Genomic DNA, 15,183 nt, shown 5'->3' on the forward strand with positions numbered 1-15,183 from the left:
ATTTCTCACTTATGACTCATCCCCTGGGGCTTAATCGGGATTCTAATCACAAATTCCGTGCCTTTTCCGGGTTCTGAGAAACAATCAATCAATCCCCCATGTTTTTCCACCACAATCTGATAACTAATCGACATCCCTAACCCGGTTCCTTTGCCCACGGGTTTAGTCGTAAAAAACGGATCGAATAATCGACGCTTGACTTCTTCCGTCATGCCTTGGCCATTATCTTGAATCCGAATCACCACATGGGGAATTTTCCACTCATTGGGTTTACCCATTTCTGTGGTAATCGTAATTTCTCTGGAATCTTCTCGATTTTCCAGAGCATCAATGCTATTACTAATAATATTCATAAACACTTGATTAAGCTGACTGGCATGACATTCCACCTTGGGTAGGTCGCCATATTTTTTAATAATTTCAATCCCACTAAATGACCCTTTTGACTTTAAACGATGCTGCAAAATCAGCAAGGTATTATCGATACCCTCATCAATTTTAACCGGTTTCATTTCTGCTTCATCTAAGCGGGAGAAGTTCCGCAGGGACAGCACGATTTGACTAATCCGATCGGCTCCCACCTTCATTGAATCGAGCATTTTAGGTAAATCTTCCCGCAGGAATTCTACATCAATATCTTCCTCTTCTTCAAGAATTTCATCGTCAGGTTCTGGATAGTGTTTTTGATAGAGTTCCAAGAGTCCTAGTAAGTCTTGAATATAATTTCCTGTATGAAGTAAATTACCATTAATAAAATTAACTGGATTATTAATTTCATGGGCAATTCCCGCGACCATTTGCCCTAAGCCGGACATTTTTTCGGTTTGCACTAATTGAGCTTGAGTTTGTTTGAGTTTTTTGAGAGTTTGTTCTAATTGTTGGGCTTGGGCTTGGGCATGGAAGGCGGCGGCACGGGTTTGGGTATAGAGTTCAGATTGGTCAATGGCGATCGCCAATTGATCGCAGGCTGCTCGCAACAGTTCCACCTCGCTATCAGTCCAGACTCGTGATTGATGACATTGGCTACAGACTATAGCACCCAATTGACCGGTATGGGTTTGCAAAGGAACTAATAATTCGGAGGTAATGCCAAATAGGTCTAATAATTCTTGATGATAGGGATGTTCATCGCTGTTGATGCGGGTATCATCAATGCGGAAAATTTCCAAAGATTGAAATTTTTCGATCAATTCACCCACTTGAGTAATGGGATAATCCCCTAATAAACTGGGTAAATCTCGGTCTTGAGATTCATGGGTAATGGTTAAGATGGGAGGATGCTCGATTTGGCTCTCTCTTCCGGGTAAAATACACCAGAGAAAATGGCAGCGATCGATTTGTAAGAGATTGCGAATTTCATGGACGGCGGTATCTAAAATGGTATTGAGATCTAGAGACTTGCGAATTTGACTGGCTAATCCAAATAATAGGCCTTCTCGACGACTAATTAATTCACTTCTGGCCCAGGAGCGGTCGATGGCCAAGGCGATCGCATCGGAAATCCAAGCTAACATCTGATAAAGCTCTTCGCTGAAGGGATAGCGACCGAGGACGGCTAGGACTCCTAAGAGGCGTTCTTCTACAATTAAGGGATATCCAGCAAAGGCTTGAATATTTTGGTCAGAAATCCAGGCGGGAGCGCCAATACAAACATCATTGGCGGTATGATTGGTGCAATAGGCTTGTTGGCGGGTGGCGATAAATCCAATCACAGAAATGCCTAATGGAATTCTAGCCTGTAGGGGATCGGTTAAGGTAATGGGCCCCGATAAGGCTTGTAATTCTAACATTTGGGTTTCGGCATCAAATGTCCAAATTCTAGCGCCAATGGCTCCGAGTTGCTCCACGAAAATTTGGGTACAGCGATCTAAAAGTGCGGGTAAATCTCCCCCTTGTCCGAGGGTTTTGCCGACTTCAGCCGCTAAGGTAGAGAGTTGCGATCGCTCTAATAAGGCTGCTTCTGCTTCTTTGCGCTCGGAAATATCCCGAATGGCGATCGATAACCCTTCTGTGTAGGGATAAATGGCGACATCTAACCATTTTTGTAAATTGAGATTAAAGGTTTCTAAATGTCGTGCTTTTTGCTCCAGAATGGCTCGATCGCATTCAGGCTTTAAGATGTTTTCCCAAAATTGGGGCAATAAATCCCATAGGAGGCTGCCTAACAGTTCCTGCTCTTTGGCAAAGAATAGCTGTTGGGCTTGGGTATTGACATAGGTTAAATGAGTTTGTCGATCGACGGTTAAGAGGGCATCGCTGATACTTTCTAAAATCTTAGTGATTTTTTCGGCCTGTTTTTCAAAGGTGGTTTGGGTGTCTTGGCGCTCGGTAATATCGCGAGCAACGGTAATCAGTTCTTGGAGTTTATGGGTTTGGGGATCGTATAAACGGCCAATGGTGGTTTCAAACCATAAATAATGCCCCTGTTTGTGGGCCATGCGATAGGTGAGGGTGGCAATATCAGTGGGATCGAGAAGACGTTGATGGTCTTTTTGTAAGCGTTGTAAATCTTGGGGATGGAATAGGTCTTCTACATGGCTTCCGAGCAGTTCTTGGGGGGTATAACCGAGGAGGTTCTCACAAGCGGGGGAGGCATATAAACAAATCCCTTGGGGACTATAGCGAGCGATAAAGTCTCGCGTGTTTTCAGTCATGAGACGGTAGCGTTCTTCGCTCTCTTGAAGCTGGGTTTCTATTTGTTTGCGATCGCTAATATCCATCAGTAATCCATCCCAAACTACGCTACCATCACTCATGAGGGTGGGCTGGGAAGCGCCTTGTAACCAGCAGGTTTCTTTTTGGGGATGCAACCATCTTCCTTCCCATTTCCAAGGGGTAAGTTGGTCGGCTGACTGTTGAATGAGGTGATGAAAATAGGATTGGTCTGCGGGATGTACCCGGTCTAGAATGGTATAGGCATCGCTTTGAATGGTGGCGGCATCAAAGCCAAATAAATGAATACAACTGGGACTGATGTAGGGAAAGCTGGCTGTTCCTTCAGGAGTGAGGCGAAATTGATAGATAATGCCAGGGATATTGAGGGCGAGTTGACTGACTTCTCCAGTTGGCGGCGATTGAGGCTTGAGTTGAATCAGCCAGCGTTTGGGCGCTTGGAATAAGGGAGTGATTTCTACATCCAGAAACTTGACGCGAGTCTGTTTGAGCGTCCAGGTATAGTGTTGGCGATCGCTTTTGGGGAGAATGTCCTCTAGATTCGCTTGGCCCAGATCCCAGGGAAAAAAGAGCTTGAGGGGTTTTCCCTGTAGTTCGTCTACCTTAGCATTATGGAGTTCGGCATAAGCACAATTGAGAGCGATTAAGTTTGCTTCCTGGTCAAGAATGCCCATAGCTACTGAGGTTTGATTCCAGGCGACCGAGAGTAGGAAGGGTTCGGGTATCATGGTCAGGTCGGTAAATTCAGATTGTGCCATACTGTTGAGTCCGTCAGCAATTAAGGGGATGACTGGTCATGATAGAATCAGGGCCTAGCCAATCACAGATATCTAGTTTCAGGATGTCTTCCCATCGGGGTCTGGTTTTGGATATTTTAGGGTAGATGCTAGACCTAAATTTTACCCGAAGATCCCGTTCACTTCTGTTTACAACTTTTTACAATGGGTAAATGCTTGATTCTACAGGAGCAAGATTAAACATCCGGTCTACTCAATGGCAGGGAAAGTTATCGGTTCAGTACCGGCTGTCTGGGGGCCGAACCTATCCTGTGGTTGAGGAGATGGTTGCGCCTCTGAAGCTTCAACGTCCATTTTACAATCTGGGATCGGGAAACTGCCAAAGTGTTCTTTTGCATACGGCTGGGGGTTTGGTTGGGGGCGATCGCCTTTCTTTGTCTTTGCATTTAATGCCAGAAACGTCTGTATTCTGGACTACGCCTTCAGCGACTAAGGTATATCGCTCTGGGGGACAGATGGCTCAAACTCAGGTACAGATGAGGATTGAAGCGGGTGCAAGTTTTACTTGGTTTCCTCTAGAGACGATTTTGTTTAATGGCGCTCTCTATCAGCAAGAGCTTGAGGTGGAGTTGTCCCCTGGGGCGATTTGGTGTGGGTGGGAGTGGACAAGGTTGGGACGCACTGCCCTAGGGGAGGGCTTCGATCGCGGACAATGGCGCTCCCGCACTCAGGTCAACCAGCAGGGAATTCCCCTCTGGATAGATGCTCAGAGTAGCTCGATTTCCCAGGACGCTTTAGAGTCTGATTATGGTTTGGGAGGCTATCCGGTGGTGGGGTCATTCTGCTGGTTGGGTGGGGCGATCGGGCGATCGCTCCTGGAAGAGGTACGCGCTGTTTTTCCTCGTTCTGAAAAAAAGTTCTCCGTTGGGGTCACCCGACTGCCTCAAGGTCTCCTCTGTCGCTATCGAGGAGATTCTACTGAAGCCGGAAAGCGTTTGTTTATCGAGGTTTGGAGGCTTTTGGCTCAAGCCAATGGACAGGGAAACTGGTCTAGGCCTAGAGCATGGCCAATTTAACACTCAAGCTTAATTTTGCCATTTTGAGATAAAATTGTCAAGAAATGCTATAAAAAAAGATAGGTTAACCGGCGAATCGACTATGCAACTGACTCCCCAAGAAAAAGATAAATTATTGATTTTTACAGCAGCTCTGTTGGCAGAAAGACGCAAAGAAAAAGGACTGAAGCTAAATTATCCGGAAGCCGTGGCCTATATTTCATCAGCCATTTTGGAAGGAGCAAGGGAAGGAAAAACGGTAGCAGAATTGATGCAATTCGGCACAACCTTGTTAACCGAAGAAGATGTGATGGATGGCATCAGTGAAATGTTAGCTGAAGTGCAAGTCGAAGCGACCTTTCCCGATGGCACAAAATTAGTTACGGTTCACAATCCCATTCGTGCATGAGGTGAAGACCATGATTCCTGGAGAACTGTTGGTTGAAGCAGGAGAAATTGAACTGAATCGCGATCGCCCCACGGTCATCCTTGCGGTGGCTAATCACGGCGATCGACCCATTCAAGTCGGCTCCCATTTCCACTTTTATGAAGTCAATTCGGCTCTGAACTTCGATCGCGATCGCGCCCTGGGAATGCGCCTCGATATTCCAGCCGGAACCGCCGTCCGCTTCGAGCCAGGAGATGAGCGGGAAGTCACCCTCGTTCCCTTCGTCGGGAGTCGCCAAGTGTATGGCTTTCAGGCTCAGATTAATGGCCCTTTACCCTAGGCGATCGTTTTGTGATAAGTTAAGTTTTGTAAACGACTTCTCACGGAGACACCCATGGAGATTCCAGAATCCATTAAAGTATGGAGTCAATTCTTCCATCCCTTCTTAATGTGGGTTTTACTTGCCCTAATTCTCTATAGCATGTATCTGGGTTTCAAAATTCGCGAAACCCGCAGCGCTACCGGCGATGCCAGAAAAGAACTCATCAAAGGGAAATTTAACGCCAGACATCATCAAATCAGTTCCATTATTTTAGCCCTGATGGTGATGGGAACCCTAGGAGGAATGGCCGTTACTTACATCAATAACGGTAAGCTATTTGTCGGCCCCCATTTAATCGTCGGTTTAGCCATGACTGGCATTATTTCTATTTCTGCTGCCCTTACCCCCTGGATGCAAAAAGGCAACGATCTCGCTCGTTATAGCCACATTACCCTTAATACCGTTTTAGTGGGTTTATTTGCCTGGCAAGCCGTTACTGGTTTGGATATTGTTAACCGAATATTAGAGAAAATTTTCTCTTAACTCCATACCAATAGGGTGGGCAGTGCCCACCTTACCAAAATTGGGGGTTATTTTTTCGGTTGGCGAGGAAAAGGGCGATCGTAGGTCTGATGAAAATCCTTGAGAATCTTATGATTGAGACAATTGGAAACCTGACGGACAATTTGGGCTAAGAGGCGATCGCCCGTTTTTTGAATTAAACCTTGGGGCAAAGCATGAATAAACTGAGGAAAATAAACCCTCACCTTCAAATCCAACGTCCATTGGGCATAGGTCATTGCACCCTCTTCACTCACCCGATCCACCGCTTCTACTAACTCCATAGCAGAGCGAAAATCCACCTCATATCCCAGCTCCCCATCATCCGGCAGTGGAATAGACTCAATTGTATAGACTCCTTGCAATTGAGGTTTCATTTCCAAACCCACTTTCGGCTCCACTTCATAGCCAAACGAACCGAATTTACCAATAACCAAAGCATAGCCATTCTTCCCCATCGGCCGTACCGTCATCGGAGCTGCACAACGGGAAAACCATCCCTGATGATCGTCGAGATAGTCAGCAACCGTTTGGGGATGGGCATTAAATAAAAGCTTCCCTTGGGCTAAGGTAGAAAATTGGAAGGGTTCCTTCAGGCTCTCTTCCTGCCCATTTTCCCAGCCAGTGTACTCTGGAACTGCACCCAAAACCACGTCGGATGAATTTTGGTCTTGTTCTAAACTTGATTGAAGTTTCATAATTCTAAACTCTCCCCATAGTTTGGACAATTGGCTGCTGGCCGAGAAACTATCACCAGCATATTTACTCAATTATGAAAATGATGCGATCTCCTATTTCTGGCTGAATTGAGTCAAGAGATTTGACCTATGTTTTAGTGTACAAATCTACTCTAATTTTCCTATAATCCAGATCACACCTGAGTAGCGATCTCGATCGATAAACATCTCAAAACCCTTATCAAACCAAGGTTTAGCCTATAATGTTAATATTTGTAGAGAAATCTTAAAAAAACCGAGAAAACCATGAAAGCATTTGTGGCTGGAGCAACTGGAGAAACCGGAAAACGGATTGTGCATGAGTTAGTTAAGCGGGAGATTCCGACGATCGCCTTTGTGCGCGATCTGCAAGCGGCTCGCTCCATTCTCCCCGATGAAGTTGAACTCGTCACAGGCGATCTTCTCAATCGAGACAGTCTCAAACAAGCATTAGGGGATAGTACCGTGGTGTTAAGCGCTCTGGGTGCAAGACCGAGTTTAGATCCCACCGGCCCCTATCAGGTAGACTATGAAGGGATTAAAAACCTGGTACAAGTGTCCCAAGAAAAGCAGATTCAACACTTAGTCTTGGTGTCTTCCCTCTGTGTATCTCAGTTTTTCCATCCCCTCAATCTATTTTGGTTAGTCTTATGGTGGAAAAAACAGGGTGAAGATTATTTAATCCAAAGTGGCTTACCCTACACCATTGTCCGCCCTGGAGGACTAAAAAATGAAGAGAATACCCAGGCGATTGTTATGTCTAAAGCGGATAGTTTATTTGAAGGGAGTATTCCCCGCCAAAAAGTGGCTCAAGTCTGCGTAGAAGCTCTTTTTTGTCCAGAATCTCGGAATAAAATTGTGGAAATTGTTACCCAAGAACAAGCAACGGAAAACAGTTTTTCTGAACTGTTTGCCAAAGTTTGATATTAAGTCCGGATAAAGGGTGAAGAAGCGGGCAAGATGCCCGCACTCCTCGAATTCTTTGATCTGACTGGAGTGGGAGCATCTTGCTCCCTAGATTTTTAATTAGGGTATTTCCGCTTCGCGGACATGAATAAGCGAACTTGATATAACCCACCATTTTAGGGTTTTCACGGCACTAGGGCAAATTAAGGATTACCAATAAGGGTAAATCCTGACCAATAATAGGGATGAATCAGATTAAGTTGAACGCCGGTATCGAGTTCGGGGGGTAAATCAATTTCGCCAAAATTGCCAATTAATTTACCCTCTTTAATTTGCACTTCTTGGCGCAATAGGGCTATCTGCGCCCTACGCAGAGCCGCAGCTTTGGTAGGTTCGGTTTGTAAGTGATGGTAAAATTCCGACATTAAGCCTAATGCGCCTAAATCACTGGCATACCATAAGCTGGCTAAGGCTGATTTTGCCCCAGATTGAACGGCTAAACCGGCAAAGCCAAATTCGGCTTGGGGATCGCCTAATGCAGTACGACAGGCACTTAATACCAGTAATTCTACGGTTGGATTAGTTAGGTTTAAGTCAGAAATTTCATCGAGTCTCAGTTTACGATCCCAAAACTGAATATAAGACTCTTCAATCTTACCCGGTTTGAATTGACCATGGGTAGCTAAATGAATAATACCATAGTTGGATTGAGTGCGTTGTTGGTTGAAGTTTTCAACGGTTAATTCTTGGTTCAAAAAGGCTTGTCCTGGCCAAAGTTGTTCCGAAATGGTACTGAGTTCAACGGGGACAGCAGGTAAGGGAGATTGATCGCTAAATTCAGACGCTCCCATGGCGAGGATGGGCGTATTTTGCAGTGTTTGATAGCTCGTATCAGTTAAGCTTAAGCTAGGAACTAAGCTAAATTGGTATTTTTCTACTAAGAATTGTTCGCCATCGTGCAATGCAGCAATGGGTAGGCTACGCAGTCCACTATCTAAGCTGAATAATAAGGTGGTAATGCCTTGGGCTTCTAATTCCGGTTCTATGGGTTTAATTAACCATTGATAAAGCTGTTGTGAAGCTTGTAAATAACTGGTGGTGCGGCGGCGAGTGGGATCGGCAATTTCGGTTTGAAAGGCTTGGATTTTGGCCATTAATACGGCGTTTGAGGCTTCAGGAATTGAGCGATAAATGGGTTCTCCTGTGGGGGGTACTAGCACTAAATCGAGTTGCTCAGAACTAGAAATGATATAGAGTAGGGCTGAAGGGTTCTGAGTTTGGGCGCTTATTTTTTCGAGTTGCTCTTGAATCTGGGGAAAGGTGAGTTGCTGTTGGGGTAAGGGTTTATTGAAGTAATCGGCAAATTCTTCGCTCAAGAGGCGATCGCCCACTTCAACCGCTTGCTGTAATTGTCCTTCATCAAGTAACCTGCGGAAACTCCCTCGGCTAACCAGGGCAGTTGCGGCTTGCTGAGAATCAATGGTGACTGAGGAAGAGGATAAATCATCGGAGGTTTCACGGGGTGTGGAGGCGATCGCCCGATTAATCCCGTTAATTATATTACTCGGATTCTGGAGAATATTAATCTCACTATTGCCACTATTGACTGTTTCCCCATTCCCTGATGGTGGGTTGGGAGTTAGATCAGGAGTCGGCGCTGGCGTTGGCGCTGGCGTTGGTGCAGGAGTTGGAGCAGGAGTCGGGGCTGGTGTTGGCGCTGGTGTTGGCGCTGGAGTCGGTGCAGGAGTTGGAGCAGGAGTCGGTGCTGGTGTTGGCGCTGGAGTCGGGGCTGGTGCAGGCGCTGGAGCAGGAGTTGGCGCAGGCGCTGGTGCAGGCGCTGGTGCAGGCGCTGGTGTTGGTGCTGGAGTCGGTGCTGGAGTCGGTGCAGGAGTTGGCGCTGGCGTTGGCGCTGGCGTTGGTGCAGGAGTTGGCGCTGGTGTTGGCGCAGGAGTTGGTGCAGGAGTTGGTGCAGGAGTTGGCGCTGGCGTTGGTGCAGGAGTTGGCGCTGGTGTTGGTGCAGGAGTTGGCGCTGGTGTTGGTGCAGGAGTTGGTGCAGGAGTTGGTGCAGGAGTTGGCGCTGGCGTTGGTCCAGGAGTTGGCGCTGGCGTTGGTGCAGGAGTTGGCGCTGGTGTTGGTGCAGGAGTTGGCGCTGGTGTTGGTGCTGGTGTTGGAGATGGCGTTGGTGTTGGTGTTGGTGTTGGTGTTGGCGCTGGTGTTGGAGATGGAGTCGGTGCTGGGTTAGGATTGGGTTCAAGGGTAATTGTGCCAGCAGCACCATTCTTAGCACTCGCATCTAAGGTTCCATGGGCGATCGCCCCATTTCCCGATATAATTCTTAGCGTAATATCACCCGCCGCACCATTTTTTGTGCTTGAATCAATATCTTGGGCTGTAATATCCCCTTCTTGAGTTTCTAAGGTAGCATCTCCTGAATCCCCATTTTCCGTACTCGAATCGAGAAGACCACTGGTTATAATATTCCCTTGTTGAGTTGCCAAGGTAATATCTCCTGAATTCCCATTTTCCGCACTCGCATCAAGAAGACCACCGGTTGTAATGTTCCCTATGGTTTCAACAGTTATCTGAATATTTCCCCCATTGCCATTGCCTAAACTAGCGCTTGAATTTAGTTCTCCTGTACTTATATTGCCTTGATCGGTAATCAATTCAATTGAACCAGCATTACCGGTTGTAGTGGAAGTATTCAAATTTCCCGTTGTAATATTCCCCGCAGAAGCGCTTAGGGAGATATTTCCCCCTTGTTGATTATCACTGGTATCCAAGTTCCCCAAGCTAATACTAGCTCCAGAAATGTTAATGTCTCGACCGGGAGCGGTGATGCTTGAAGACAAGCTCATCCTAAATGAACCATTGTTATCCCCATCTGCATCGGCGGTAAAGGTAATCGATCCGCCTTCGACAAAATCAAGGGAAACTCCCCTAGAGATGGTAATATTATTGGTGGCTTGCAGTTCTATATTACCGGTTTGTTTTTCTAAGACTTCGGCCGCAATGGTAATATCATCTCCCGCAAAATCATTAAAGCCAATGGTGGGTAATTCATCCTCAACTTCTGAAGGCACAGAGAAAGAGCTATTGGTGATGGTAATATTTTCTGGATCGAGTAAGAGGGTTCCCCATTCTCCACTGGGGGCGCTGACATCTACTGTGCCGGAAAACGTGAGGGTTTCTTTACCGGAAACTTCTACTAATCCGCCGTTTCCACCCGTTTCTCCGCCTTGCGCTTCTGCTGTGCCGTAAAACTGGGTGGTTCCATCTGACCAAATAATAATTTCTCCCCCATGTCCGAGATCTAAACTATTAGCACGGATGTGAGAATTCGGGCTAACTAGAGTCTGTTGGGCATTGGGTAGGGGGCCTTGTCCTTGGTACGATCCACCAATGTAAATTTGACCGCCATTTTCTGATGTAGAAGCGTCAAGGGTTGCGTCAATGACACCGACTTGAGTGCCGATGACGTTGATGGTTCCGGGGTTGAGGGTGGGTTGGGTATGGGAAACATCGAGGGTTCCAGAGGCGATCGCCACTCCTGGATTGTCTGGTATTCTAATTCTAGAACCGGTTAACATCACCTCTCCCTGAGCATTCACCTCAATCTGGGAAGCATGGGTTAATGCTCCCCCAGAGAGCAATTCGGGAAGGGAGAGGGGGTTAAAGGGAACGGACTGGCGATCGCCAACCGGAAGCTCTAAACTCAGTAAATGGCCCTCTTGGGAAATCCGTAGGCTATGATTGCCAGGAACTGCACCCAAGGTAATCGTTCCCCCTGGTGCATTGAGCGTACCTAAGTTAATCACTGTACCACCGGTTAAGCTCAAATCTTGACCCGGATTAACCGTTAAGTCCCCCCAATTCAAAATTACGCCGGGACTTGCTCCATCAAACCGAAATGCATGGGGTTTACCGGTCAAAACTTGCCAATTATTGTCCCCAAAAGCCTTAAACCATTGATTTTCTCCAAAACCAATGCCAGTAGCCGTTGTAGCGTGAAATGCGGCGGGAACATTCAGTTGAGCATTGGGGCCAAAAATAATACCGGCAGGATTAATTAAGTAGAGGTTTGAAGTCCCTCCCAACACCTGAATTAACCCATTAATGGTAGATGGACTCCCCCCATTAATGCGGCTGAAAATATTCTCAATTCCCGGTGTCGATAAAAAATTGGCTACCTGATGGGGATGGAGTCCAAATTGAATAAAACTATGAAATAAATTCGCACCATTAGCAGAAGAACTGCCCCCTTGGATATAAAATTGATTCCCCTGGGGAATAACCGTAGTTCCTGTACCATCAGGAGCGGGTACAATCGTTTGAGCTTGTGCCATGAGGAAATAGTTTCCGCATAACCACAGGCAAAGGGTGAGCAGGGGATTCAATCCGTTTATCCGCAAGGACATGGGTGATTATTGAAGTTCACTCAGTGAAAGAATGGGAGTATTGGCAAATGCATCCAGTTGAACAGAGCGCAGTAGGGTTTCCCATTGACTGGCGATCGCCTCATTTTGGGGATTCTCATTATACAACTTAGCCATGGCAGATAGGGCATCATGCCAAATCCCTGACTCAGCATAGATCTTGGGTAGAGCTTCTGGATTAGCGGCTTGAATTTGAGCTTTTAGATCGCCATCAGCTTCCATACGTTCAATCCAGCCATCCACGATGATATCACCCGTGCGGTCTTGAGGATCGCAAACTACGGATAAGTACCAATGATAAAGCTCATTCTCTTTTAATCCTTCCATCTCATCTGGAGATAACTCAATACCGACAATTCCCGATGCAGAAGGAGCAGGTAGTTCTTTCTCGTAGATAATGGTTTGGTCGTTTTTGTCCAATAAGGTAAATTTCACCGTTTTACCTTCTGCTTTCGGTACATACCAAAATAAAGTCGGATGGCTCTCTAAAGTTAAGGCTAAATCTTTGACTGGAACTAAAGCCGTTAAGGGTTCAGCATTCGCATCAGAAACACTACAGCCACGAGTACCCACATCTGCCGTTCTGGGGGGCGCTCCTCTGCCTGGAGGATTAAAGGCTTGGGCGATTTCAAAGCTGGGTCTAGGGAGGGCAGTTGAGGCACTTTGCCAACCCAGAGTTGCCAAGAAGGTTAAGGTGGCTAACTGATAAGTAATTTTTGATAAATGGGTGTTCTTTTTCACTGTTGATGACCTGTATTCTACGATGGACACACTAAAGGCGTTTTTGAGATTTAGATCCTCTTCTCTCTGCCAATCCACAGAGTTGTAAGGAGAGAAGCCCTAATATAACCAGTTTAGTTTTTTTCCTTTCCATCCCTAACCGAGCAACTACGGATTTTTATTTGAAGTTTCGATTAAGAGCGTTGCTAGAGTTTGAGATAGAGACTAAAAAACCGATCCTTAAGTTTTTGGGATTGGATTTTTTCTTTTCTTCCGGAAGAAAGCCAAAAAGGATGTAGTCTATAGATCGATCTTAACTGACTTATTTCTGACAAAAAAAGGGGGTTAGCCCCCCGATCGCCCCTTACACTTCTTCATATAGCCAACCTAAATGAGTTGTGTAACGATTGCCCCTCATCCCCCTACCCCCTTCTCCCACAGGAGCTTGTCTTGTAGGGGTTTGAAGATACCCTCTCAATTTGGCTAAAAATCATCCAATATCACCAGGTTTGCTGGTGTGTTGACAATCTGTAGGGGCGAACGGCCGTTCGCCCCTACATACCAGATCGTAGTTCAATGAAACTCCTACAAGATTAGCTCCCACGGGAGAGGGATATAGGGAGAGGGCATTTCCCTCACCTGTGACATTCAGCTATTAGCGCATGGTGACAAATTCTTCGGCTGAACTGGGGTGGATGCCAACTGTGGCATCAAAGTTGGCTTTTGTGGCTCCCATTTTTAGGGCGATCGCCACCCCTTGGATAATTTCTCCCGCATGTTCGCCCACCATATGCGCTCCCAAAACCTTATCCGTTTCTTCATTCACGACTAATTTCATCAGAGTACGGTCTTCTCGGCCGCTCACCGTATGATAAAGGGGTCTAAATTTGGCGCGATAAATCTTAATTTTATCCCCATATTGGGCGCGGGCTTCTTCTTCAGTCAAGCCCACGGTTCCCGCTTCAGGATGGGAAAAGACGGCTGTGGGGATATTATCATAAGCCATCTGCCGAGGTTTGCCGCCAAAATGGGTATCAGCAAGAGCGCGACCTTCACCAATAGCAACCGGGGTTAAATTCACCCGATCTGTACAGTCTCCGACGGCGTAAATATGCTCGATATTGGTACGACTATTGGCATCCACGGCGATCGCCCCATTTTCCACCGTTATCCCCACTTTCTCTAACCCTAATTTCTCTAAATTGGGTATACGTCCCGTCGCCGAAATCCCTACCGCATCCACAATGACGATTTCCTCCTCATTTTCCCGCTCAATGGTCACCGCCAGACCTTCATCGGTTTTTTCCACCTGCTTAATCACACTCTTATTCAAAACCCGCACCCCATGGCGCTCCATTTCCGACTGAATATGGGTACGAATATCCTCATCAAACCCATGTAAGATATGCTCGCGGCGAATTACTTCCGTTACTTCCGTTCCCAGTCCATGGAGAATACAAGCAAACTCCACACCGATATATCCCCCGCCTAAAATTACTACTCGTTTCGGTTGCTCCGCAAGCTGGAAAATCTGATCGGAAATGAGGGTATGCTCAATCCCCGGAATATCCGGTTTAACCGGTTTACCCCCCACCGCAATCAAAATTTTATCCGCCGTTACCGTATCTTCCCCAATTTTCAGCGTATGGGGATCGACAAACTCGGCATATCCTTGATATAGCTTCACTCCAGAGCGTTCTAACATGCCCTGATAAATCCCATTCAGGCGATCGACTTCCCCATTCACCGCGCCAATCATTTTTGTCCAGTCGAGCTGACTTTCCACCGCACTCCAGCCGTAGCCTTGGCTATCTGCAAACCAACCGGGAAAATGGGAAGCATACACCATTAGCTTTTTGGGAATACAACCTCGGTTCACGCAGGTTCCCCCCAGGCGATCGAATTCTGCAATCCCCACCTTAGCGCCATATTCAGCAGCCCGTCTAGCGGTGGCAATTCCCCCGGAACCTGCACCAATCACAAATAAATCAAAATCGTAACTCATCGTTGTGTTCCTCCCAATTTCCCTTCTATTGTAATGAATGGGTTTTGTAGGGGCGGGTTCACCCAAATTTAGGACTCCCACCAATTAATATCCTAAACCCGCCCCTATAGTATCTGTTGGTGGGGGCGGGTTTACCTCATTGATTTGTTGGTGTCCTAGATCTGGGTATAACCCGCCCCTACAGGGCAATGCCCTCAATATCAAATCTTTAAATGTCTGGATCTTGTTATCATATTACGGTGCGCTGTAATAATCGGGAATTTCGCTTAACCCGGTTAGAATGCCGTCAAGTCTTTCTCTATATCCTCAAAAAAGCTATCCTCAAATATAACTTTAGGCTTTATAGTTTATGCATTATGTCCAATCATATTCACTATTTGATTGAGCCACAAAATCCTGGGGATATTCCGAAAATTATGCATTACCTCAATTGGTATTCTGCCATGTGTTTTAATCGGATGTTGAAGCGGTGTGGGCATTTTTGGGAGAAACGCTACCATAAGACGGAATTTCTCACCTCTGATAGCCGACGCGCTCTCAACACAATTCGCTATATTCATGCTAATCCCAAAGCGGCGAATATGCAGCCGGGATTTTTCTATGATTTTAGTAATATCAAATCTATTTATTTACACTACAGATCTCTGTAGGGGCGGGTTATACC

At 46.4% G+C, this 15,183-nt stretch carries 11 protein-coding genes and 2 pseudogenes; 7 read left to right on the top strand and 6 right to left on the bottom strand.

Annotated elements, in window-relative coordinates; all coding sequences use genetic code 11:
• Positions 1–5: 5 nt before the first annotated feature.
• Positions 6–3,431 (bottom strand): PAS domain S-box protein, encoded by a 3,426-nt coding sequence (locus PMG71_RS19865; protein ID WP_283755462.1) that lies wholly within the window; start codon positions 3,429–3,431, stop codon positions 6–8.
• 191 nt (positions 3,432–3,622) lie between these two features.
• Here PMG71_RS19865 and PMG71_RS19870 point away from each other — a divergent pair, with 191 nt between their 5' ends.
• From PMG71_RS19870 to PMG71_RS19885, 4 genes are all read left to right on the top strand, one after another.
• Positions 3,623–4,486 (top strand): urease accessory protein UreD, encoded by an 864-nt coding sequence (locus tag PMG71_RS19870; protein WP_283755463.1) that lies wholly within the window; start codon positions 3,623–3,625, stop codon positions 4,484–4,486.
• Positions 4,487–4,568: 82 nt separating this feature from the next.
• Positions 4,569–4,874, top strand: a complete 306-nt coding sequence (gene ureA, locus PMG71_RS19875; RefSeq protein WP_283755464.1) for an urease subunit gamma — start codon at positions 4,569–4,571, stop codon at positions 4,872–4,874.
• Between the two features lie 10 nt (positions 4,875–4,884).
• On the top strand, positions 4,885–5,193 hold the full coding sequence (locus PMG71_RS19880) for an urease subunit beta (protein WP_283755465.1): 309 nt from the start codon (positions 4,885–4,887) through the stop codon (positions 5,191–5,193).
• Between the two features lie 54 nt (positions 5,194–5,247).
• Complete coding sequence (locus tag PMG71_RS19885) at positions 5,248–5,718, top strand: DUF4079 domain-containing protein (protein WP_283755466.1); 471 nt, start codon at positions 5,248–5,250, stop codon at positions 5,716–5,718.
• Positions 5,719–5,765: 47 nt separating this feature from the next.
• Here PMG71_RS19885 and PMG71_RS19890 read toward each other — a convergent pair whose 3' ends face one another.
• Entirely contained in the window at positions 5,766–6,434 is a 669-nt protein-coding gene (locus PMG71_RS19890) for a DUF1997 domain-containing protein (RefSeq protein ID WP_283755467.1), read from the bottom strand.
• A 285-nt stretch (positions 6,435–6,719) separates the two neighbouring features.
• On the opposite strand from PMG71_RS19890, the gene PMG71_RS19895 reads away from it, so the two are divergent.
• A complete protein-coding gene (locus PMG71_RS19895) occupies positions 6,720–7,376 on the top strand; it encodes an SDR family oxidoreductase (protein ID WP_283755468.1) in 657 nt (218 codons plus the stop codon).
• A 185-nt stretch (positions 7,377–7,561) separates the two neighbouring features.
• On the opposite strand, the gene PMG71_RS24360 is transcribed toward PMG71_RS19895, so the two are convergent.
• Entirely contained in the window at positions 7,562–8,512 is a 951-nt protein-coding gene (locus tag PMG71_RS24360; protein ID WP_488199584.1) for a CHAT domain-containing protein, read from the bottom strand.
• 325 nt (positions 8,513–8,837) lie between these two features.
• On the opposite strand from PMG71_RS24360, the gene PMG71_RS24365 reads away from it, so the two are divergent.
• Entirely contained in the window at positions 8,838–9,767 is a 930-nt protein-coding gene (locus PMG71_RS24365) for a hypothetical protein (RefSeq protein ID WP_488199585.1), read from the top strand.
• A 1,325-nt stretch (positions 9,768–11,092) separates the two neighbouring features.
• Here the strand turns inward: PMG71_RS24365 and PMG71_RS24370 are convergent.
• The 3 genes and pseudogenes from PMG71_RS24370 to gor form a co-directional block, all read right to left on the bottom strand.
• Positions 11,093–11,776: pseudogene (locus PMG71_RS24370) on the bottom strand (filamentous hemagglutinin N-terminal domain-containing protein); the annotation flags it as partial.
• Positions 11,777–11,782: 6 nt separating this feature from the next.
• On the bottom strand, positions 11,783–12,535 hold the full coding sequence (locus tag PMG71_RS19905; RefSeq protein WP_283755470.1) for a DUF928 domain-containing protein: 753 nt from the start codon (positions 12,533–12,535) through the stop codon (positions 11,783–11,785).
• 634 nt (positions 12,536–13,169) lie between these two features.
• Complete coding sequence (gene gor, locus PMG71_RS19910) at positions 13,170–14,519, bottom strand: glutathione-disulfide reductase (protein ID WP_283755471.1); 1,350 nt, start codon at positions 14,517–14,519, stop codon at positions 13,170–13,172.
• Positions 14,520–14,731: 212 nt separating this feature from the next.
• On the opposite strand from gor, the pseudogene PMG71_RS19915 reads away from it, so the two are divergent.
• A pseudogene (locus PMG71_RS19915) lies at positions 14,732–15,133 on the top strand (transposase); the annotation flags it as partial.
• Between the last annotated feature and the right edge of the window lie 50 nt (positions 15,134–15,183).

Source organism: Roseofilum acuticapitatum BLCC-M154 (genome assembly GCF_030068475.1).
Classification (GTDB): Bacteria; Cyanobacteriota; Cyanobacteriia; order Cyanobacteriales; family Desertifilaceae; genus Roseofilum; species Roseofilum acuticapitatum.

Bases quoted from the DNA above. Each gene is read 5' to 3' on its own strand.
- PMG71_RS19865 (WP_283755462.1), bottom strand. From the start codon at position 3,431: ATGGCACAATCTGAATTTACCGACCTGACCATGATACCCGAACCCTTC.
- PMG71_RS19895 (WP_283755468.1), top strand. From the start codon at position 6,720: ATGAAAGCATTTGTGGCTGGAGCAACTGGAGAAACCGGAAAACGGATT.
- ureA (WP_283755464.1), top strand. From the start codon at position 4,569: ATGCAACTGACTCCCCAAGAAAAAGATAAATTATTGATTTTTACAGCA.
- PMG71_RS19870 (WP_283755463.1), top strand. From the start codon at position 3,623: ATGCTTGATTCTACAGGAGCAAGATTAAACATCCGGTCTACTCAATGG.
- gor (WP_283755471.1), bottom strand. From the start codon at position 14,519: ATGAGTTACGATTTTGATTTATTTGTGATTGGTGCAGGTTCCGGGGGA.
- PMG71_RS19890 (WP_283755467.1), bottom strand. From the start codon at position 6,434: ATGAAACTTCAATCAAGTTTAGAACAAGACCAAAATTCATCCGACGTG.
- PMG71_RS24365 (WP_488199585.1), top strand. From the start codon at position 8,838: ATGGTGACTGAGGAAGAGGATAAATCATCGGAGGTTTCACGGGGTGTG.
- PMG71_RS19885 (WP_283755466.1), top strand. From the start codon at position 5,248: ATGGAGATTCCAGAATCCATTAAAGTATGGAGTCAATTCTTCCATCCC.
- PMG71_RS19880 (WP_283755465.1), top strand. From the start codon at position 4,885: ATGATTCCTGGAGAACTGTTGGTTGAAGCAGGAGAAATTGAACTGAAT.
- PMG71_RS24360 (WP_488199584.1), bottom strand. From the start codon at position 8,512: ATGGCCAAAATCCAAGCCTTTCAAACCGAAATTGCCGATCCCACTCGC.